The 21,707-nt window shown below is 53.4% G+C and carries 17 protein-coding genes; 8 read left to right on the forward strand and 9 right to left on the reverse strand.

Annotation, left to right across the window (positions count from 1 at the left end):
- Nucleotides 1-68: 68 nt before the first annotated feature.
- The 6 genes from KNP95_RS08435 to KNP95_RS08460 all read right to left on the reverse strand — a co-directional run bounded on the left by KNP95_RS08435 (nt 69) and on the right by KNP95_RS08460 (nt 11,292).
- Nucleotides 69-1,322: an MFS transporter gene (locus KNP95_RS08435; RefSeq protein WP_214836591.1), complete on the reverse strand. Its 1,254-nt coding sequence runs from the start codon at nt 1,320-1,322 to the stop codon at nt 69-71.
- Nucleotides 1,323-1,442: 120 nt separating this feature from the next.
- Nucleotides 1,443-3,452: a catalase gene (locus KNP95_RS08440; RefSeq protein WP_214836593.1), complete on the reverse strand. Its 2,010-nt coding sequence runs from the start codon at nt 3,450-3,452 to the stop codon at nt 1,443-1,445.
- A gap of 109 nt (nt 3,453-3,561) precedes the next feature.
- Nucleotides 3,562-5,646, reverse strand: coding sequence for a heparinase II/III family protein (locus KNP95_RS08445; RefSeq protein WP_214836595.1), 2,085 nt, complete (start codon nt 5,644-5,646; stop codon nt 3,562-3,564).
- A gap of 110 nt (nt 5,647-5,756) precedes the next feature.
- Complete coding sequence (locus KNP95_RS08450) at nt 5,757-6,419, reverse strand: hypothetical protein (RefSeq protein ID WP_214836597.1); 663 nt, start codon at nt 6,417-6,419, stop codon at nt 5,757-5,759.
- 50 nt (nt 6,420-6,469) lie between these two features.
- Nucleotides 6,470-7,675 (reverse strand): NAD(P)/FAD-dependent oxidoreductase, encoded by a 1,206-nt coding sequence (locus KNP95_RS08455; RefSeq protein ID WP_214836599.1) that lies wholly within the window; start codon nt 7,673-7,675, stop codon nt 6,470-6,472.
- Between the two features lie 110 nt (nt 7,676-7,785).
- On the reverse strand, nt 7,786-11,292 hold the full coding sequence (locus KNP95_RS08460) for a chitobiase/beta-hexosaminidase C-terminal domain-containing protein (protein WP_214836601.1): 3,507 nt from the start codon (nt 11,290-11,292) through the stop codon (nt 7,786-7,788).
- 386 nt (nt 11,293-11,678) lie between these two features.
- Here KNP95_RS08460 and KNP95_RS08465 point away from each other — a divergent pair, with 386 nt between their 5' ends.
- From KNP95_RS08465 to KNP95_RS08485, 5 genes are all read left to right on the forward strand, one after another.
- The gene (locus KNP95_RS08465; RefSeq protein WP_021067946.1) at nt 11,679-12,434 is read left to right on the forward strand and encodes an alpha/beta hydrolase; all 756 of its coding nucleotides are present in this window, start codon (nt 11,679-11,681) and stop codon (nt 12,432-12,434) included.
- A 141-nt stretch (nt 12,435-12,575) separates the two neighbouring features.
- Nucleotides 12,576-14,273, forward strand: coding sequence for a glycoside hydrolase family 13 protein (locus KNP95_RS08470; protein WP_214836604.1), 1,698 nt, complete (start codon nt 12,576-12,578; stop codon nt 14,271-14,273).
- A gap of 48 nt (nt 14,274-14,321) precedes the next feature.
- Nucleotides 14,322-14,654, forward strand: coding sequence for a hypothetical protein (locus KNP95_RS08475; RefSeq protein WP_214836606.1), 333 nt, complete (start codon nt 14,322-14,324; stop codon nt 14,652-14,654).
- Between the two features lie 64 nt (nt 14,655-14,718).
- A complete protein-coding gene (locus tag KNP95_RS08480) occupies nt 14,719-14,922 on the forward strand; it encodes a YwbE family protein (protein ID WP_021067949.1) in 204 nt (67 codons plus the stop codon).
- Between the two features lies 1 nt (nt 14,923).
- Entirely contained in the window at nt 14,924-15,091 is a 168-nt protein-coding gene (locus KNP95_RS08485) for a hypothetical protein (RefSeq protein ID WP_021067950.1), read from the forward strand.
- Nucleotides 15,092-15,142: 51 nt separating this feature from the next.
- Here KNP95_RS08485 and KNP95_RS08490 read toward each other — a convergent pair whose 3' ends face one another.
- Nucleotides 15,143-16,117 (reverse strand): hypothetical protein, encoded by a 975-nt coding sequence (locus tag KNP95_RS08490; RefSeq protein WP_214833023.1) that lies wholly within the window; start codon nt 16,115-16,117, stop codon nt 15,143-15,145.
- Between the two features lie 420 nt (nt 16,118-16,537).
- Between KNP95_RS08490 and KNP95_RS08495 the strand changes: the two genes are divergently transcribed.
- Nucleotides 16,538-18,001: an alanine/glycine:cation symporter family protein gene (locus tag KNP95_RS08495; protein ID WP_214836608.1), complete on the forward strand. Its 1,464-nt coding sequence runs from the start codon at nt 16,538-16,540 to the stop codon at nt 17,999-18,001.
- A gap of 51 nt (nt 18,002-18,052) precedes the next feature.
- Here the strand turns inward: KNP95_RS08495 and KNP95_RS08500 are convergent, their stop codons facing one another.
- Nucleotides 18,053-18,853: a formate/nitrite transporter family protein gene (locus KNP95_RS08500; protein WP_214836610.1), complete on the reverse strand. Its 801-nt coding sequence runs from the start codon at nt 18,851-18,853 to the stop codon at nt 18,053-18,055.
- A gap of 95 nt (nt 18,854-18,948) precedes the next feature.
- The gene (locus KNP95_RS08505) at nt 18,949-19,335 is read right to left on the reverse strand and encodes a VOC family protein (RefSeq protein ID WP_214836612.1); all 387 of its coding nucleotides are present in this window, start codon (nt 19,333-19,335) and stop codon (nt 18,949-18,951) included.
- Between the two features lie 81 nt (nt 19,336-19,416).
- On the opposite strand from KNP95_RS08505, the gene KNP95_RS08510 reads away from it, so the two are divergent.
- The gene (locus tag KNP95_RS08510) at nt 19,417-20,535 is read left to right on the forward strand and encodes a GTPase (protein ID WP_214836613.1); all 1,119 of its coding nucleotides are present in this window, start codon (nt 19,417-19,419) and stop codon (nt 20,533-20,535) included.
- Nucleotides 20,536-20,547: 12 nt separating this feature from the next.
- Complete coding sequence (locus tag KNP95_RS08515; RefSeq protein ID WP_214836615.1) at nt 20,548-21,690, forward strand: YcjF family protein; 1,143 nt, start codon at nt 20,548-20,550, stop codon at nt 21,688-21,690.
- Nucleotides 21,691-21,707: the final 17 nt, after the last annotated feature.

Consider the following 21,707-nt stretch of genomic DNA (forward strand, 5'->3'; position numbering starts at 1 on the left):
AGAGAAAGTTTGTCAGAGTCAACGCATTTCCAGCAAAAAACCGATGCGCGTGCGCGCATCGGCAATCGTTAAGCGAGCTGACGTCGGTACCAGAGGACGAGAGGGACGAGAATGAGGGAGACGACCCCACCGAGGAGCGACAAGGTCAAATAACTCGACTGGGCAGCGATGACACCGGAAAGCATCCCGCCGGAAGCGCCGGATAGGGCAATCCATACATCGACTGAACCTTGCGTCTTCGCACGTGTCTCGGTCGTCGTCGCATCGATGAGGATGGCCGTCCCGCTGATGAGCCCGAAATTCCAACCGATCCCGAGTAGGACGAGCCCGACGATTAAGAAGAACAAGGAATCCGCTGGGGCAAAAGCGGCGACGACACCGGCGAGAAACAATGTCACGCCCGAAGCAATCGCCATCACTTCACGGCCAATCCGATCGACGAGAATCCCGGTCACGAGAGAAGGCAAATACATGGCTCCGATGTGAAAGCCAATGACGAGACCGACCGCACCGAGTTCATGGCCATGGTGGCGCATATGGACAGGAGTCATCGTCATGATGGCGACCATCACGATTTGGCTGAGGACCATGACGAACGCACCGACATACACGCCGCGGTGACTATGCGCAGCTTCGACCGGTTGTGCCGTCGAAGTGGTCTCCTTCCGTTTCGCCTCGATTGCGCGGGCGACGAGGAGCGGGTCAGGATTCAAAAAGACGAGTAAGATGAGACCTGCAAAGAGATAGGCCACACCTGCAAGCAAGAATGGTCCAGAGAGTGTCGGCAACCCGAGTCCGGCGGCAACACGTCCCATCGGTTCGACCAAGTTCGGACCGGCGACGGCCCCGAGCGTCGTTGAGACCATCGCGATGCTGACGGCCGTCGCCCGCTCGGTCGCATTCGCCAAATCTGTGCCGGCATAACGGGCTTGAAGGTTCGTCGCCGTGCCGGCCCCGTAAATCAGGAGCGAGAGAAATAAGAGCGGTACGCTCTCGAACGTCGCGGCAACAATGACACCGAATGCGCCGACCGCACCGGTCAAAAATCCTGTCGCCAGTCCGAAACGGCGTCCGACTCGTTGTGACATCAATCCAATCAAAAACGCAGCGGCAGCAGAGCCGAGCGTGAACAGGGCCGTCGGGACGCCCGCATAGGCATCGGTTCCGAGTAAATCACGTGCCAATAAAGCACCAACCGTAATCCCGGCGGCGAGACCGGCACCACCGAACACTTGCGAGAGCACGACGATGACTAAGGTTCGTTTATATAACTGTCTTTGGTGCTCGAGGCTTTCCACATATGTAGCCATCTCTTTTCGCATCCAGTCATTCCTCCTTTACGCTATATACCCCACCAAGTATATCGCTAGAGAGGAGGAGAGGGGAAGCACGTAAAAAGGATTCGACCCGTCGATTTGGGTCGAATCCTTGAACTGTTCACGTTAGGCGCGGTCCCAGAACCGGCCTTTCGCGATACCGTCGATAAACGTATCGAAGCCATCGAGACTATGTTGTTTGAACGTGTAGACGCCAGGTTGGTCCGTCTTCACGCGGCAACGGTCGAGCACTTCATCATGATGCAGATGCAACGCGAGCGGTTTGAAGTGTTTATACGTGTTCTCGATGAACTCGAGCACGTCGTCTTCGACCGAGGTCGCGGTGCTGACGAGGAAAGCCGCATCGAACAGGCTCGAGTCGACCGTGTCGTACGTCTCTTTCACTTTAAGATCGCCGAGCGTATATGATTTCTTGCCGACGAGGCTGTAATTGACCTTATGATCGGCGAGCGCTTGCACCCACGCCTTCACTTGCGCGGCATCGACGTCTCCGGCCAAGAGGACGGCGACGCTCTTCGTGTCCGGCTTCGCAATCGTATTGGCCATGCTGAGCGCCGGTGAGGCCTTGTCCGAGACGACTTCGTTATTCTCGGCCGGGAGGTCGACACCTAGGTTGTCGGCAACGACCGAGGCGAGGTGACGGTCGATTCGATTCAACAAATCAACGGCGTTCTCTTTGACCATGTCCGACTCACATTTGCCGAGCTCAAAGCTACAGGCGTCTTGAATGTGTTGCTTTTCGACGTCGGTCATGCTGTTATAAAACATCTTCGCTTGCGAGTAGAAGTCGAGGAAGCTGTCGCTCCGGCCCCGAATCTTATGGCCGTCGACTTTCTCTTGATAGTGCTCGAATCCGCCTTGGTCGGCTGGGACGGGCTCCGGTTGATTGTTGTTGAGCGCGTTTTTATGGTAGCTCGTCTGCCCTTTATGGACGGCCATCTGATGCATGCCGTCGCGTTGGTTGTTGTGGAACGGGCAGACCGGCTTATTGATCGGGATTTGATGGAAGTTCGGTCCCCCGAGACGTGACAGTTGCGTATCCGTATACGAGAACAGGCGGCCTTGAAGGAGCGGGTCGTTCGAGAAGTCGATTCCCGGCACGAGGTGGCCAGGGTGGAACGCGACTTGCTCGGTCTCGGCGAAGAAGTTGTCGACGTTGCGGTTGAGCATCATCTTCCCGACAAGTTTGACGGGCACATCTTCTTCCGGCCAAAGTTTCGTCGGATCGAGAATATCGAAGTCGAACTTGAACTCGTCTTCTTCGGCGATGACTTGAAGCCCGAGCTCCCATTCCGGATAGTCGCCTTTTTCAATCGCCTCGTACAAGTCGACGCGGTGGAAGTCAGCGTTCTTACCGAGCGCTTTCTGCGCTTCGTCCCAGACTTGTGAATGAACACCGAGTTTTGGTTTCCAATGGAACTTGACGAAGTGTGCCTTGCCTTCTTTGTTGACGAGACGGAACGTGTGCACACCGAACCCTTCCATCATGCGAAGGCTACGCGGGATGCCCCGGTCGCTCATCGCCCACATGATCATATGGGCCGTCTCATGGTTTTGTCCGACGAAGTCCCAGAACGTGTCGTGGGCGCTGCCGCCTTGAGGTACTTCCGTGTGCGGCTCCGGTTTCACGGCGTGGACGAGGTCCGGGAATTTGATGGCGTCTTGGATGAAGAAGACCGGCATGTTGTTCCCGACAAGGTCATAGTTGCCTTCATCAGTATAGAACTTGGTCGCGAACCCTCGGACGTCGCGCACGGTGTCCCCAGACCCACGCGAACCTTGCACCGTCGAGAAACGGACGAACACCGGCGTCACTTTCGACGGGTCGTTCAAGAAGTCGGCTTTCGTATACTCGGCGAGCGACTCATACACCTGAAACTCTCCATGCGCCCCGACGCCTCGTGCGTGCACGATACGTTCAGGAATCCGTTCGTGGTCGAAGTGCGTCATCTTTTCGCGGAAGTGGAAATCCTCGATCAATGTCGGTCCGCGACGTCCGGCTTTAAGCGAGAACTCGTCCTCTGCCATCTTCAGCCCTTGGTTCGTCGTGAGCCCGGCTTGTTGCTCGTTATCAATCATATGTTGTTTTAACTGCTCTTCTTTTTTGTTCCCCATATTAGTGCCTCCCCTTTAAGTATACGTCCACGCCGTAGGCCACATTTTGGCCTACTTAACGAGTTTTCCCTAACCGACCGAGAAAAAACCCCCATTTTTCAAATGGAGGTTAGCGTAACATGGATAGGGTTTTCGTCTTGCCGTCCGACAGTTTGTAGCGCACGACGTAGTGGCGCGACGTCGTCTGGACCGTAGCAGACGTGATTTTCGTCGTCTTTTCGCCGATATGGATTAGCGTCAAATACTCGACTTGCTTGCCACGCTTTGTCGTCACGACTTGATTGCGGCGTTGCCAGTCGTAGTCCCGATACGACACATAACTCGCACCGACGGCGACTTTCGGCGTCGTGCCGACTTCGAGTTGTAACAGATGGATCGAGCGGTTCTCGTTGTCCTTATACAAGGCGTGACGGCTGCCGCTCGAGACGCGATTCAAACCGGTCCCGAGATGGAATCGCTGGACGAACGAGGTCGTGGTCGGGCTGGTGATGTCATCGTAGACGAGCACCGTTCCGTCGCGGTCGTAGGCGAGACGACGCGTGTGCGTCATCCCGTTACCGAGCAGCCCGCTCGTTCCCGCGGCCGTCCATTGCGTCGACGCGGCACCGACCGATGTGATTTGGCTTCTCCGCAAGTTGTTCGTCGTTAAGTTGAAGCTCTTACCTGCCACATGGACGGTGTTGTGGGCCGCGGCCTGCATGACGACGCTGCGCTCGGGACGGTTCGTATAGGCGTAGCGTCCGCTCTCGACGAGGAAGTCGCGGCCATAGCCGTACAGGTCAATCGACAAATCGTCGGCGTGCTTATGGATGTTGCTATGATAGCCGGCCGTCATCATTACTTGGACCGCGTCCCGGAACGGACCAGAAGCCCCGCCCCAATGTTGACGGAAGAAGGCGTACTGGTTCGATAGCTTACCGACCCGTGTCGACGGTTGGGTTCCCGATTTCCCTTGTGTCATCGCGTAATTCAAGTGCGGATAGCGATCGATATACGGAATCGCGTCCGTGCGGTGCGTGATGGACGGGGTGTCGCCAAACATCGGCAGTGTCCCGTTCGGTTTCAACATATACGTCAGCGCGCTCGGCATATCTTTGACGTCACGCATCCGGCTCGATAGGGCGAAGCGGTTGGCGGCCGCCCAGTCGTTGAAACGGGCGAGCGTGTCGTACAGATAGATTTGATAGAACGGCGAGTGCTCGAGATGGACGCCGTCCGTGCTTAAGCTGTGGTTCAACTGCTGGGTGAGCCGGTTCGTCGCGAGAGAGCGCCAGGCCGAGGAACGATAAAAGCTCCGATGTGTCTCCGCGACGGCGGTCAAGGCCATATCTTGGAACATGCCGTGATTGTTGTTCGGTTTATAAAAGCTTGGCGTCGCCAGCAGTGTCGCGTGTTCATACAGTGTCTTGGCGAACAGCTGCGAGAAGGCCGGATCGGTGTTCACCGCGGACGAGCGGAATTCATTCCAAAAATTGAGCAAATGGAACGTCCGGATGGCGGTGCCATGGTCGTGATACGGCCAACGGTAGCGTGTATAGTTCGCAGCCGGGTATTGCTTGGTCCAACTCGTGACGATCCGCTTCCCGTAGCGGAGATAATCGTCTCGTCCGGTGGCGGCATACGCTTGCGTCAACTGGTTCAACGTCGTGAAGTAATGGATTTGAAACTTGAATGACGTCGAATCGACCGCAGGGACGCTGACATCAAACCGGTATGTATCGATGTTCGGGACACGCAACTGATAGGGCGGGGACGGGATATACCAGTTCCCCTTCATGGCGGCGTCGGCCCGGGCGATGGCCGTCTTGGCGGTCAACTCATCGTAATAGTAAGGCGTCTGTCCCCGGGTGAGCGAGCGCATATACTCGTGCGTCATCCGTGAGTAGGCCGAACCGGAAAACGTCGTCAGCGACAAGTTCGTCGCCACTAGTGTGACGGCTTGCTTTTTTACGTAGTAGATGGTTCTTCCGTCTTGAATCTTATAATAGTGACCGGACGTACTGAGCGCCTTGAACCGCTTTGCCGCGCGCAACGTTCCTTTCGGCTTGAGCGTCTTTCCGACAAATTGATAAAGCGTCGTGCCGGTAGGCGCACTCACCTCATAAGGTGAACTTGATGCGGCGTCGACCTGTCGCGGCGTCAAAGTGGCACCGATCATAACCAGAAGTAGGCATAAAAGCATCCATCGTTTCATAACGTCTTCCTTTCTCCGACCGTTCAACGGTTACATGTATACAATTAGTATACAATTATATATTTAGCCAAAGAAAGGAAAATTCGTACTATCTTTTTGGATGAATCAGGTTATAACGCGGCCCAGACACTCTGCTTCAAGACGATACGTTGGACCGTTTCGGGATTGAGATCATATTTCGTTGAAACGGTTCGGGTCACTTTCGCTTTCAAGTCAGGGTCGTCCGATTGCTCAGCCTCGTAGACGCGATTCCAGACTTGCCAGACGCGCACTTCCTTGTCCGACAGTTGCGTGTCCCATTCTTTCTCTTTCAATTGCCAGCCGAACGACATCTCCTCATAGGCGCCGGGTTGGACCGTACTCGCCAGGCTCCAATCGCCTTCAGGGGCAAATACGGCTTCGCCGAGTGGTGATTCGGTACCGATATAGGCTTCGTGATCATAAAAACGGAGGAGGGCGGCTTGGAACGTATCACGCGCCGTCACCTCGTCCATGACATCCTGACTGATGGACTGGAGCGTCTCGACGTCAGGTTGTCCGTGGACCACGATGTCATACGTATAGCGGACGGCCTCGTCTTCTGTCACAGCTTGTCTCGTTTCAATCGTGTAGCGTTGCTCGTCGTCTGTTGCCTCTGCTTGCGTGACGGTTTCCTCTGGCGTTTCTTCGGCCGGCTCATGCGGCCAGACGTAGACGGTCAAGGCGATGGCAGGGATGAAGAGAAGACCGCGCCTCAGGCGATACACCCATTTTGGTTTTTGTTTTGTTGTCATTTCACTCACTCCAATGCGTATGTATAAAAAAATCCCCTGATGTCAGGGGATTAACGTGTCCGATCTAATCGTACAATTCGAGCATCTGGATTGTCGATGCCGCGGACCAACTCGCTCAAAATTTTAGAACCTAACATGCTGTAGACCGTGCCGTTGCCCCCATATCCGAGTAAATAGTAGAGGTTCGGACGGTCCGGATGTTCCCCGATAAAGGGTAGCTGGTCGATTGACTCACCGAACAGGGCCACCCAGGCGTATTCAACTGTCAAATCATACATCGGGAACAGAGCTTCGACTTCTTGGCGCAACCGCTCGGCCCGTTTTTGAATGAGTGCCTCGCTATGCGGGGTCTCTGCTTTTTCTTCATCGAGTCCGCCGGCGATGATGCGGCCGTCGACGGTCGTCCGTAAATAGAGGTACGGCCGTTTCGTTTCCCAAATGAGCGCCTGACCTTCCCACTCATCGAAATCAGGGACGGGATTCGTCGCAATCGCATAAGAACGGTTGAGTTCGATCCGATGCGTGTCGAGGAGCGGGGCCGGACGATAGCCGGTCGCGAAGATGACGTGGCCCGCTTTGAACGTTCCTGTGGGAGTCAAGACGAGCCAGTCGTCTCCGTCGGCGACGACTTCTGTGACGTCCGTCTCTTCGAAGATGGGGACGTTTTGGGTCGACAAGTAGCGGACGACCTGACGGCTGAGCGTGAGCGGATTGACCTCGGCATCGCCGTTCGTAATCAAGCCGGCCGGTTTATCGAACGGATAGCGTTCTTGTAACGCCTCCCGGTCGAGCCATTCGGCCGCGAGTCCGTGTTTCGTCAGCATCTCATACTCCCGTTTCAATTTGGAGACATCTGCCTCGCTGCTGGCGAAGCAGAGACTGTCACGCCGGATATAGACGTCCTTGGCGTCAACCGTCCCGGCGACCTCGTCGAGCGCATCGACCGCCTCGGCACACAGTTGATAGAAGCGGACCGCGTCCTCTTCACCGATTTGTTCGGCCAGTTCGTGCAACATGATGTCGTTCGAGTATTGAATGAGCCCTGTGTTCGCGGCCGTACTCCCGGCTCCGACTTTCCCTTGGTCGATGACGGCGAAATCGACACCGTCCTTGTAAAGCTTATAGGCTGTCAGCGTTCCCGACATGCCCGCGCCGATGACGAGTACGTCGTAGCGCTCTTTCTTGATTGGTTTTTGTAAGACGATCTGTTCCGATTCTGTGGTCGGCCAATATAAGTTCCCGTTGTGCATCTCCATGACGTCATCCTCCGATAATCAGCATCTTCTACTTAATCCCCGAATTTCACGAATGAAAACGCAAAAGGCCGCAGACAATCTGTCTGCGGCTTGCGTATTCGATTCGATCGTTATTTTTTGATGACGACCGTGTTCGCGGATGCGCCTTTCGTGTAGCTGATCTGTTTCACATTCTCTGCGCCACGGATTTCAGCCAAGTTCGTTCCATCGACAATTACTTCTTTGACAGTTGCGCCGTCGAAGTCGATGATGGCACCGGCTTCTTTCGGTTTCACTTGAACGACGATGTTTTTGAGCGGGTCACCTGTCAATTCCGTGTAGGCGCCGCGTACGAAGATGCCGTTCTTGAAGTTTGTGCCTTTGCCGATCGTCACGCCGATGAAGTCATCTTGGAGGACGAGGCGTGCAGCCTTGTTGTTCTCGATCGTGTAACGCGTCAATTCCACTTCTGGCTCCGGAGTGAGGTCGATTTGTGCGAGGACCGGATCGTGGTCACTGGCGCGGCCCGACATTTCCGTGAAGTCAGCGTTGACGTGAATCATATCGATTTCGGTCGTCGCCGCTAAACGGTTTGACACGAGGATATGGTCGAGCACTTGCGAGTTCCCTTGATAGACGTACGAGTAACGGTCGACAGCTGGGACTTTCTCGACCATGTTCGTCATCAAGTCGCCTTTGAAGATTTGCATCGCATCCGAGAATTCGAAGTCGTTGAAGTCACCGAGGGCGACGACGTTCGCTTCCGGGTTGTCCGTTTTCACGTCAGCGACGAAGTCATGGACGATTTGAGCGATTTGTTTTCGTTGGACTTCACTGCCGAGCACGACCGGCTGTTTCGAGCCGAAGAAACCAGTGTCGCCACCTTTCGAGTTCCAGTGGTTGGCGATGACGACGACGTTCTCGCCTTGGAAGTCGAACTGGGCCGCGAGCGGTTTACGTGAGCTGTTGAACGCCGGGTTGAGCGGGTCGATGCGGCCCGGGTTGTGCGTCAACTTGCCATTTTCATAACCGACAGCTGTCGTTGCGTCACCGGCAGGGATGCCTTCTGTGAGTGAGACACGTTCCGGGTCATACAAGAAGCCGACACGGATGTTGGCATTTGGTGCGCCGCCGTCTTTATTGTACTCAGGGTCGATGTTAACGTACTTGTACGATTTGCCGCCAATCGAGACGATATTGTCGATCAAGCGTTGGTAGCTTTGGTCGGCCGCAGAATCGCCTGTGCCTTCCCCGTTGTTATCTTGGACTTCGGTCACACCGATGATGTCCGGGCTGTTCAACTCCTCGACGAACGCTTTCGCGAGTTTGAGGGCTTTCTCGTCCGACGTCTCTTTGACGTTGTTCGAGAAATTCTCGAGGTTGTAAGAGGCGATCGTCAATTTATCCTCTTCAGCTTCGATGAACGTCGTCTCACGCTTGGCATCACCTTTGACGAAGGCAGCCTTCATCTCATCAAGACCTGCTTGAATCTTATAGTTGCCGTACGAGTATCCAACGACACCGACGATCGGGCCGTTGAAGCGGTCACCGGTCGCGACATCGAAATCACGAGCGTCGGCATTCGGTTCGAGACGGAATTGAATCCGTTCCGGGTTGGCATCATCTTTTTTCAACAGAATGCCACCGTTGAACGTCTCGGTCGGTGTTGCTTCGAGCACGGTCACGAGGTCGCCGTTCTGTTGCGGTGATACCGATTTGAGGTTGCCCGTCTCGACGCGCATCCCTTCAAGGCTCTCCCAGAAGTCGATGGCGTCTTTGTCCGGGTTGAAGACGGCGAGGGCATCGCTGTCGATGAACTCGGTCGGCAAGTTCGACGCGTCGATTTTCACCGGCGTCGGGAGTGTGACACCGCTCTTGACGACGTTGACACTTCCGTTGCGTGTATCGATTTGCGTCATCTTCATATCCGTCTGTTGACGGTCGCTGTAGCCTTCGATGGCGTACTCGCTGACGAGACCTTTCACGTTGACAAGATCACCGACTTGGATGCCCGCGATCGAACGACCACCATACAAGGTGATTCCTTCTGACGTGCGTGCATCTTGGTCGGCTTCCATGTCAGGCGTTTGGATATAGTAATACGTCGTACCCATCGAGACGAACGAGTACGTGACGACGCCTTCGACGCCTTCAACAGTCTGTCCGTTCATCGGTGACGTGTGGCTTGCGCCTTGGATGTCATGGATGCGGATTTTGTCCGTGATTTTATAGTCGAACGTCGTCACGGCGCTGAACGCATCACCCGATTTGACGGCAACTTTGAGCGTTTTCGTCTCCTCGATGCGGACTGGTGACGTATAAAGCGTACCGTTCACTTTCGGGTCCGACCCGTCGAGCGTGTAATAGATGTCAGCGCCCGCTGTCGTCGTCGAAAGTGTCACGTCTTGTGGACCGACGAACGTGCCCGCACCTGGCTTCGCTGTCGCCGGACGGAGTACCGATGCGTCGATGACTGTGTCAGATACGTCGCGCGGAATGATTTGATACGTATTATCGAACTGTTGCACGATACCCGTGATCGACGAGTAGTTGACGTCCGTCTGTAAATCGAGAATGCCGCGCTCATCACGCACGACGAACTCTTTCGTTCCATCCGTCGCCGTCAAGTTTTGCCCGCTACCTGAGAGGGTGACGTTATTGACGGTGACGAGTTCAGACTCGACGTCCTCATTGATTTGTTCGCCAGTGAGGACTTGCGCAGCTGGGACGCTCGCCGCTTGTTTTGACACGACGACGGCGCTGTTCAATTGAAGCAATTCACGATACGAACCGATGGCACCCGTGACGACGACTTCATCACCGACGTTGACGGCAAGTGACGTCGGACGGACCGAGAGTCCGCCTGTCGCATCTTGAATCGAAATCGTGTTGGCCAGTTTCGCCGTGACGACTCCTTTAATCGTGACCGTTTCACCTTCGGCTTTCGTACGGGCGTCACTGATTGAAATCGGAGTGACCGGCGCCGGTGGTTCTACCGTACCGCCATCGCCGTAGTCGACGCCTTGGAACGTGTGTGATCCGAGGTTCGTGAACGTATCGATTGGTTGTGTGTTCCATTCAGTGGCCGGGTCGAACGCATCCGCGCCGTTCGCATCCCCTGTCGTGACCGTATCTTTCCGAACCAACGACTGGTCAGCCGTGGCGACCGTCGTTCCCCATTTCGTACCCGGATCGAATCCGACTTGACCGAAGACGTCGAGCACCGTGTCCCCTTTTTTCAAGACGAGCGTGTCGTCGCCGTTAAAGTTCGTCACACCGCTTGTCGTGTTCGACTTCGCTTTCAAGGCATCACTTGCGCTGGCGTTGACGATGACATACGTGCCACCTGGTTCGAGCGTACCTGTCAAGTTGAGGGTCGTGCCTGGAGCCGTACCGCCGTTTGAATACAGTTCAAGTTTATAGGCCGAGAGGTCGATGGCCGCATTCGTTCCATTGAACAGTTCAATCGCTTTATTGTTGCTCGAGCCTTCAACGTATTCCGAGATGAATAGGTCTGAAGCGTTCAGCGTCTCTGCGTGTACGTTTGCCGCGATCGGCGTCATGCTGCTGACGATGAGTCCGGCTGATAAGGCGAGGCCGGTCATTTGTTTGAATGAACGTGCTTGTGGTTTCCCCATGTGTTAGTCTCCCTTTGATTATGTAGATGGCCGATACGATGTCCCAGTTCGTGTGGTCACTTGCTTGAGCGGATGCCCCCTTTAGGCCAAAAAAATGATAGCGCTTACATTACTCAACTTGACGTAAGAAAGTTGCGTTTGTACTCCCTCCATCGATTGACGGATTTCACTATCATTTACCAACTTTTCAACTACATGTTAAACATAACCAAGCAGACGTCAGAACTCAATCCACTTATTGCGAAGTTCATATTACAGTTTGATTACAGACTTGAAGAGAACTGAGCAAGTAGGCAATCGGGTTGACGGGACGTCCCCCAACTCTTACAATTCATTAATACAATTAAGTGTATCGGTTAACTGTGGATTAAATGGGGAGGAAACGAATGACGACAATTACTTATCCGGTCATCCCGGGAGCGGGCGCGTTTTATTATGAAGGAAATGATATCGGCATCTTGTTATGCCATGGCTTTAACGGGACGCCTCAAAGTGTGCGTGACGTCGGAATCGCCTTGATGGAGAAAGGATTCACCGTCTTCGCACCGCGGCTCAAAGGACATGGGACGGATCCGGAAGAGTTTAGGCAATCGACACGCCGCTGCTGGTATGAGTCGATGGAAGCCGGTATCCGTCTCTTGCGTGAGCGATGTCGACACGTCATCGTTGTCGGGCAGTCAATGGGCGGGACGCTGGCGATGAAGGCCGCTTTGGCCGGGCAGGCCGATGCAATCGTCACCATCAATGCGGCGTTGTCCGTGCCAGGCTATGCCTGTCACGCCACGGACGATGTCTGTCGTTTCATTGATGAAGACGAACCGGATATCTGTGCACCGGGCGTGTACGAGATCGTCTACGACAAAGTGCCGACGTCAGCCATTCGGGAATTACTCGCGCTCATCGAGGAAGTGCGACCGATGGCGGCCGAGGTGACCGTGCCGACGTGCGTCATCCATTCGGCCATCGATAATGTCGTGCCGCCCGAGGACTCGATGTGGTTGTACGAGACCGTTCAAGCCCCAAAACAACGAGAGGTGCTCGAACAGTCGTATCATGTGGCGACGATGGACCATGACCGGGAGCGGTTAGCGGACGTCATCGGCGCATTTTGTGAACAAGTTGCGACAGCCCCGAAAATGTAGTCTCCGGACTACATTTTTTTATATCTGATTATTTGCAAACGCTTGCACAAGTGCTATTGTAGGATTAGATTCAGCCTAAAACAGGTATTGCTGTTCAAGAATATAAAATATAAATGATGAGATGTAGGAGGCAAGCGGCGTATGGAGTCAATGGTCAGCAGAGAACAAGTGGCGAAAAAAACGGTTACCCGCACGTGGTGGAAAGAAGCGATCGCGTATCAGATTTACCCGCGTAGCTTTAAAGATTCGAACGGAGACGGGATTGGGGATCTCCGCGGTATTATCGAGAAGCTCGATTATTTAGAAGACCTTGGCATCGATGTGATTTGGCTATGTCCGATGTACAAATCTCCGAACGATGACAACGGCTATGATATCTCGGACTATCAAGACATCATGCAAGAATTTGGGACGATGGAAGACTTTGACGCCTTGCTCAAGGCCGTCCATGCACGCGGCATGAAGCTGCTCTTGGACCTCGTCGTCAACCATACGTCCGATGAGCACCCGTGGTTCGTCGAATCGAAACGCTCGAAAGACGACCCGAAACGCGACTGGTATATCTGGCGCGATGGGACGGATGGAGGACCCCCGAACAACTGGGCGAGTATCTTTGGTGGCTCGGCGTGGGAGTACGATGAGACGACCGAGCAATACTATTTGCATGTCTTCTCCAAAAAACAGCCGGACTTGAACTGGGAAAATGAAGACGTGCGTGGTGCCGTCTACGATATGATCAACTGGTGGCTCGACAAAGGCATCGACGGATTCCGGGTCGACGCAATCAGCCACATCAAGAAGATGCCAACCGAGACGATGTTGCCGTCCCCAGACGGAAAACCACACGTCACGGCGTTCTCGATGTATTCGAACATCGATGGCATTCACGACTATCTCCAAGAGATGAAACAAGCGACGTTCGCCAATTACGATATTATGACGGTCGGTGAGACGAACGGGATTGAACCGCAAGCCGCCGATTTATGGATGGGACCGGAAAACGGGGCGATGAACATGGCGTTCCATTTCGATCATGTTGATATCATGCGTCAATCACGTCTAGCGCCGCTCGATGTCGTCGAGCTGAAGCGCATCTTTGACAAGTGGCAACAAGGCTTGCTCGAGACGGGATGGAACGCCCTCTATATTGAGAACCATGACATGGTCCGTGCCGTTTCGCTCGTCGGGGATGAGAACCACTATTGGCGTGAGAGCGCGACCGCCCTCGGCATGATGTACTTCTTCATGCACGGGACACCGTTCATCTATCAAGGGCAGGAAATCGGTATGAAGAACGTGCCGCTTCCGTCCATCCATGACTATGACGATGTGGCAACGAAAAATGAATACTTCGAACGGATTGCCAACGGGATGAGCGAAATCGATTCGATGCAGCACGTATGGGGCACATCACGCGACAACGTCCGCACCCCGATTCAATGGGACGCGTCACCGAACGCTGGTTTCTCGACAGCGTCGCCATGGATGCCGATTCATGAAGAGTATGAGACGCTCAACGTCGACGCCCAATCGAAGGATGCCCATTCGATTCTTTCGTTCTATAAGGCGATGATTCGTCTTCGTCGGACGGAAGACACGTTCACGTACGGCAGTTACCGCGATTTGTTGCCGGAACATCTGCAAGTGTTCGCCTATGAGCGCACGTTCGAACAACAGACGTTTTATGTCATCGTCAACTTGACGGCAAACCCTGCCGAGACGACGCTGCCTGGTCTCGACAAAGCGACGCTCGTGTTAACGAATGAGATGGATCCTGAGACGATCGAGACGGACACGTTTATGCTACGGCCGTTCGAAGCAAGACTGTACCGCTTATAAAGAAAAGACACCTTCACGGCGAAGGTGTCTTTTTAGGAGGTAAGGAACATGCATCACATCGAAATGGGAAACGATGAGACGATATTCGAGTTCGTCATCGCGGAAGCGTCACGCGACACGTTACGACTCGTCCATGCGCAAGTCATCGAGACGGTCCGGACGGAGGCGTATGTCCAATTTGCACGGGATTTGACCCATGCCTTTCACGCGTTGCAAGGAGTGGCTCGATTACAAAATGAGGCAGGGCGAGTGATTTTGACAATCTCGTTCGAACGAGGCCGCGTCGAGGTCGAGACGGCTTGGGGACAGGGGACGAACCGATTTAAGACCGATCAAAGTTATTTGACGAGGACGGTCGGACAAATCGGCATCTTGGAATAGATTGTGACAAACGCGGGAAAAGAGCATATGATAGAGGTTGACTATACGGAAAGGGGTGTCGGGTATGGATGGCACGAAACGCGCGGACATTCGCCCAGGGCTCCACGTCCAGATTGTCCTAAAACAAGATCAGCGGAGTGGGAAGTTGACGTCAGGCGTCGTCAAAGACATTTTGACGAACTCGCCGCGTCACCCGCACGGCATTAAAGTACGCTTAAGCGATGGACAGGTCGGTCGGGTGAAAGTGATCGAAGCTGGAGGTGAATAACATGACTGAAAAGAAATTAAGTTTTCAAGAGGCGATGAAGCAAAAACTCGCTGAAAAGAAACAAAACGAGACGAAAGTGCCGACAGGACTTCGTGGGACGAAGCAGAAACCGTTGACGAACCAGTTGACGAAGAAGCCGAACAACCAGAAGAAACGGACAGGCGTTTAACAAGCAGCCGCTCACAATGAGCGACTGCCTTTTTTGTTTGTCCAGGTTTGTTCAGTCATGTGACGTACCGATGAAATAGCCATTGTTGAAGTGGTCGAGCAGCTGTTGATAGTACTTCATCTGTTCAACGTTCTTGCTTGCAAGCGCCGCGTCCGCACCGGCGAGCAATTCACCGACGGTCAACCCGACCTCGCTATTGTCTATGGCATAGACGAGCTCGAGATCGAGCACATCAGTACCGTTTAACAAGACGTTGATTTTTGCAGCCGTCAGTTGCATAATCAATCGTTTCTCTTCGGTCATTCCTCTTTTCGCGGGATCCATGAGCAGGGCGAGTGCTTCACGGTCGTCAGTCACGCTATAGGTTTGGCCGTTGAGTGTAATGAACGTTCCATACGAGAACGTTACTTTGTCGAAGTTGAATGTGTTTTTCCAGAAACCGATCGTATACACATCATAGTCGTCCGTTGGTGGCGGTGGTGGCGTACATTCTTCCACCGTCAACGTGACGTAGCGGACCCAAGGAGTACCGACGCCCGGATCACCCGGATAGGCTGTTTCGTTCGAACCGTTCACGACCGTATCCAAGTGGAGGAAAACATTGAATTGGAATCCGTCTGACAAAAGCGTGGATTCAGTGACTCCAAGGTAACCGGCGAGATTCGCATACGGAATCAGTAACTGTGTCGGGTCGACAAGTGATTTGATCTTGAATTCATATGCACCGGGACTTCCACGCTCAAGAGACTCGGTCGTTAAACGGAAATCAATCTTGATGTTTTCTGGTACATCCTGTAAGACGACCCCGTCATTCAAATCGATGACGATTTTCAGCCCATCGGCAACGAACTCAAAGTCAACAGTACCAATCGGGATGTTTTGTCCCGCATAAATCGTTGTACTCGACGTCGTCGACACACACCATTGTTTACTACTTTCTTCCGCAACGACTCCTTTCATTGGCAAGAGCGACAGCACGAACATGAGCACGAACAACAGTGACCACCATTTTCGATGCTTCTTCATCTCGTTCCCTTCTTTCCTCGTGATGACTGAACGTGGTGTTATAGAAGGTGCACACCTATAGTTATTTATTACCCGGTCAATTAGCGTTCAGTCGCAAATCAGGGAAATAATTCAAACGAGATGAGAAATGTAAACAATATTCACATTAAAACCTATTCACAAAGCGAATAGTTTGAAACAAGTTGAATGAGGACGTCAAAATACAGCAGGGAAATAAAGATTTATTATTTCTTTCAGATAACTTTGTAAGCGCTTTAAATAAAGCTATAACTCAACTTTTGTTATATAACATACGAAATAAGTGTGAACTGACCTATAAAAAAATTATTGATAATTGTCAGAATCTTTGTATAATTCAAAACAAGACATTATAAAACATCTTAACAACTTTAGATTCACACAACAGGGAGGAACTTATTTATGGAAGCCGTGCAAAGCATGTTACAAGGAAGCGTCGATTACATGAACAACATCTTATGGACGTATGTTCTCATCGTCGCGCTCGTCGGAGCAGGGATTTACTTTACAGTGAGGACGCGCTTTATGCAGTTCCGTTACTTAAAAGAGATGTTCCGGGTCGTTACTGAAAAACCAGAAGTCACAGACAGCAAGAGCATCAGTTCGATGAAATCATTCTTCATCGGTGCGGCCACACGCATCGGGACTGGTAACTTGGCCGGTGTCACTGTCGCCGTGACGGTCGGTGGACCAGGAGCGGTATTCTGGATGTGGATCGTCGCGCTTCTCGGTGGAGCGACAGCGATGATTGAGAGCACGCTCGCTCAAGTATATAAAGTAAAAGATGACGTCGCTTACCGTGGCGGTCCAGCATACTACATTGAAAAAGGACTCAACAACCGAGCCCTTGGTATCGTCTTCGCCGTCTTAATCGCGGTGACGTTCGGTCTCATCTTCAACTCGGTTCAATCGAACACAATCGCAGCCGCGTTTGATAACGCGTTCGGCATCGACGCCGTCGTCGGTGGTGCCATCCTCGTCGTCTTGACTGGATTGGTTATCTTCGGTGGTGTGCACCGTGTCGCGAACTTCTCGGCAATCGTTGTACCAATTATGGCTGGATTATACTTGGCAATCGCAGCTTATGTCGTCGTCGTCAACATCACAGAAATCCCAGGCGTCTTTGCATTAATCTTCCAGAGCGCATTCGGACTTGAGCAAGCGTTCGGTGGATCGGTCGGGGCAGCCATCTCGATGGGTGTACGTCGCGGTCTCTTCTCGAACGAAGCAGGTATGGGTTCGGCACCGAACGCGGCAGCAGCCGCAGAAGTTTCACACCCAGCGAAACAAGGTTTCCTTCAAGCGCTCGGCGTCTTCTTGGACACGTTGATCGTCTGTACGGCAACAGCAGCCATCATCCTCCTCTCAGACAGCTATGCTGCCGGTAACGGAGAAGGAATCGTTATGCTTCAAAACGCATTGAGCGAACAAATCGGATCATGGGCGCCAGCGTTCGTAGCTGTCAGTGTCTTCTTGTTCGCCTTCAGTTCAATCGCAGGTAGCTACTACTACGGTGAAACAAACATCGAGTTCATCAAGAAGAGCAAAAACGCAGTTCTCGGTTTCCGCCTTGCGACAATGGCGTTCGTCTTCATCGGAGCAGTCGCAAGCCTCGGCTTCGTTTGGAGCTTGGCTGACTTGTTCATGGCAGGCATGACGTTAATCAACATCGCGGCCATCACGTTACTCGGCGGTGTCGCCTTCAAAGTCCTTCGTGACTACGAAGAACAGCGTGCCCAAGGGCTCAACCCACGCTTCTCGGCCCGTAAACTCGGCATCGAGAACACGGAATGTTGGGACGTCGAAGAAGAAGAAGTCGCACAAGGTGCAGTCCAAGCGGCTGCTGCCGATACGACAAAAGGTTAATTCGTTCAATATGCAACAACAGGGGCCCTGCGCATCGGGGCCCCTGTCTTTTTATGCTTGTTGACGGATGGATTCGATTTTCGTATCGGCTGGCTTGGCGTTCAAATGGACGTACGTCCCGGCGACGAACAAGGCACCGCCCACGATATTGCCGAGCGTGGCGAAGACGAGGTTATGCAACGCTAGACTGACGTTAATCGCCTCGGACGGGACATAATAGAGCACGAGCCCGAAGATGCCCATATTGGCAATCGAGTGCTCGAAGCCGGCGGCGAAAAAGACGACGACCGGGAGCATCGTCAGCATGATTTTAGCGACATCATTTTTTGTTTTCAGCGGCATGAAGATAGCGATACAGACGAGGATGTTACACAAAATCCCTTTTAAGAAAATCGCGAGCGCCTCGCCGCCCATCTTTTTTGCAGCGACGACGGACAAGAGATGATCCGTGTCGACGTCACCCATGCTGTGGGCACCGATGACGAGCCCGACGAGGATGAGCGCACCGACGAGGTTACCGAGCCAGCTGATGCCCCAGACGGCCGTCAAATCGCGCCAGTCGACACGTCCGCGTTTCGCGCCCGTATACAAATACATCGTGTTGCTCGTGAACAGTTCGCCGCCCATCCAGACGATAAAGACGAGCGCGACCGAGAAACTCATCCCGGCGAACAGCATCGTCCCGGGCACATCGATGAACATGTTACCGACCGAAAAGGCAAAGACGACCCCAATCCCGATTAGAAAACCAGCGACGATGGAACGGAGTGCGTAGTGACCGAACGCATGACGCAACAGCGTCGCTTTTTTATAGGCGGCTTCTTCCATATACTCGACAGCTTGTTTTTCCATTTGAACACGGCCTCCTTTAGACAACTTAAGTCTAGGAGGTCCAACAAAAGTTTGCAATTGTTTTCACAAACTTTTTTGAAAGCCGTTTCAACTGTTCACATCGTTGCCACGAGTTCGACTTTCATGCGGTCGGGATCCTCGAAATAAAGAGCGATATAGTTCGGACCACCGGCATAAGGGAAGCGGTCGGCATAGAGCTCCGTGAATCCGTGCTGAGGCAATTCCGAGCGCAGTCGCTCGAGGTGCTCCAATGACGCGGCATGAAAGGCGAGGTGGTTCAACCCTGTCTTTTTACGATGATACGGAGGTTCGAGGTGATCGGCCTCGGTTTGGACGAAGACAAGATACGTGTCGCCGAAGCGATAACTTCGCCCTTCGTCCCATTGTTGATAGACGGTATAGTCGAGTTCGGTGAGAAGCCAGTCCCAAGCGTTGAGGCTCTTCGTTAAATCGGAAACGTACAGTTCGACATGGTGTAGCATCGGTCTCATCCTTCCGTCGGACGTTTCAAATGTGTCCGTTTAGTATAATGGTTATTATATAACGAATGCAGGGGGAACCATATGGACAACACGGGGCTTGTCTCGAACATATTGATCGCGGGGAAGACCGGGGTCGGGAAGAGCGCTTTTTTAAATTACATTTATGGGCGTGACGTTGCTGAGTCACGTGCCGGCAGCCCAGTGACGGCCGAAGGACTTCACGAATACGAGTACTACGATCTCGAGCGCGGGATTCTGTTCCGTTTCTTCGATACATGGGGACTCGAAGCGGACCGGTCCGACGAATGGCATGAAGCGGTCCTCTCCATCGTCAACAAGCGGGAAGGTGCGCTCGATATCGCCGACTGGTTCCATACCATTTATTATTTACTCTCGATCAACTCGGGGCGCGTTGAGGCGTACGAACTCGAATCGATTCTCAAACCGCTCTACGCGAAGCGAAGCAATGTCACGATCATCTTGACGAACTATAACCCAGACAGTGCGATGAACGTCGAGAAGGCGGAAGCGATGGAGGACGTACTCATGCGCGAACTCGGAATTTCACGGGATGCGATGATTCGCGTCAACAGTGTCGAAAAGAAATTGCTCGGCGGACAAGTCGTGCCGCATATCGGCTATGAGGCGGTGTGGCAACGTAATCGGACCAACCTCTGGAAAGACATCGAACGAAAACTACCGCATAACTTGACGCGTCATTTATTGACCGAGTTAGAGGCGTGGCGCGCCCGGAGCTATCGTTCGGCTGAGACGATTCGCATGATCACCCCGCAAGTGATGATCAGCTGGAAAGCCCGCCAAATCGAAAAAGACTTGGAACGAACGCTCGAAGCGGCCGCTGAGACGACAGAGGCGGCGATGGCCCAAGGCGTTCGGCATTATATTCAATTGATGGAACGCTACCCGCTCGTCGGTGCCCCGTCCGACCTTGTCTTTAAAACGCGTCGGGTCGAGCTCGGGTTTGATTATTCGTTTAACCGGACCGTCCGAAAGATGGTGCTCGGCATGATTCCGGGCGTCCACTTCATTTACTGGGCGTTCAAACGGCGAACGGCGGAGCGCGGCATCAAGAAAGCCGTCAATCAACAGTACGAGCTGGTCAAACAGACGATCGAGCTGGACGTGCACCGCGGATTCGAGGAAGAGATGCGACGGCTCGGCCGGACGCTCAATCAATGAGGAGGAACGGACATGGATAAACAGACCCCATTCAACTTTGATACGTACGATTTGAAGGAAGAGCTCGACCGCTTACGCGGAAAAGTCAAAAAGCCGAATATTTTCATCGCAGGGGCGACCGGATCAGGCAAGAGTTCCGTCGTCAACCACGTGTTCGGTCGCGACTTGACGAAAGTGGCCGCCGGTGAACCGGTGACGCGAGGGATTCATCAGTTCATGAGTGATGAGATCGCCATCGTGCTCTACGACAGTGAAGGATATGAAATCGGGAGCGCCCGGCAACAGGCGTATGCCGATGAAGTCATCGGTTTCGTTGAGCGGGCGCAGACGAAAGGGGCGGCCGAACAGATTCATCTCGTCTGGTACGTCATCAACGCCTCGATGAAACGGGTCACCCCGCTCGACCGGGCGCTCATCAAGCAGTTAAACGAAGCGACATCGGTCGCCGTCCTGTTGACACAAATCGACCAAGTCGATGTAGATGAGCTCACGGCCCTCCGACAGGAATTAATGGATGTGGTACCCGAAGAGGCCGTGTTCCAAGTCAGCGTCGCCGCCGAGCTGTTGAATGACCCGGAATTACGGGCCCATCTCGATTGGGAACGTCTTGTCACGTGGTCGGTCGAACAGCTCGACCACTCGCTCCAAGAAGGGTTGCTCATGGAGATTCATGCCGAGAGTGAGGCGATGCTCAAATTGAAGCGGAAGAAGGCGAACCGCATCATCTCGGGTTATGTCGCCAGTGCCGGAACGGCGGCCGCCGTGCCACTTCCGTTCGCTGATGCGATCGCGCTCACACCGATTCAAGTGACGATGAGCGTTCACTTGTTCCGCTACTGGGGCGTGAAAGCGAACGACGATATGCTGAAGACGCTGATCGGCAGCACCATCATCCCGCAAATCGGACGGGCGCTCTCGAAGACGATTTTACTGAACGTCATGAAATTCTTCCCGGGGGCGAACGCGGCGGCGAGCGTCATCAATGCGACTGTCGCATCAGGCATCACGTGGGCGATCGGCCTCGCCATCAACGAAGTCGCGTACCGGAACGCGATGGACTCATCGAAGACGATTGAGCAACTGCTTGACAGTGACTTTGGCTCGTTGTTCGAAAAGTTCATGGAACAAAATCCAGTGACGAAAAAGAAGTCTTGATTGAACCGGTTTGATAC

The sequence above is a fragment of the Exiguobacterium sp. s36 genome, from assembly GCF_018618345.1.
In the GTDB taxonomy this organism is placed as follows: domain Bacteria; phylum Bacillota; class Bacilli; order Exiguobacteriales; family Exiguobacteriaceae; genus Exiguobacterium; species Exiguobacterium chiriqhucha.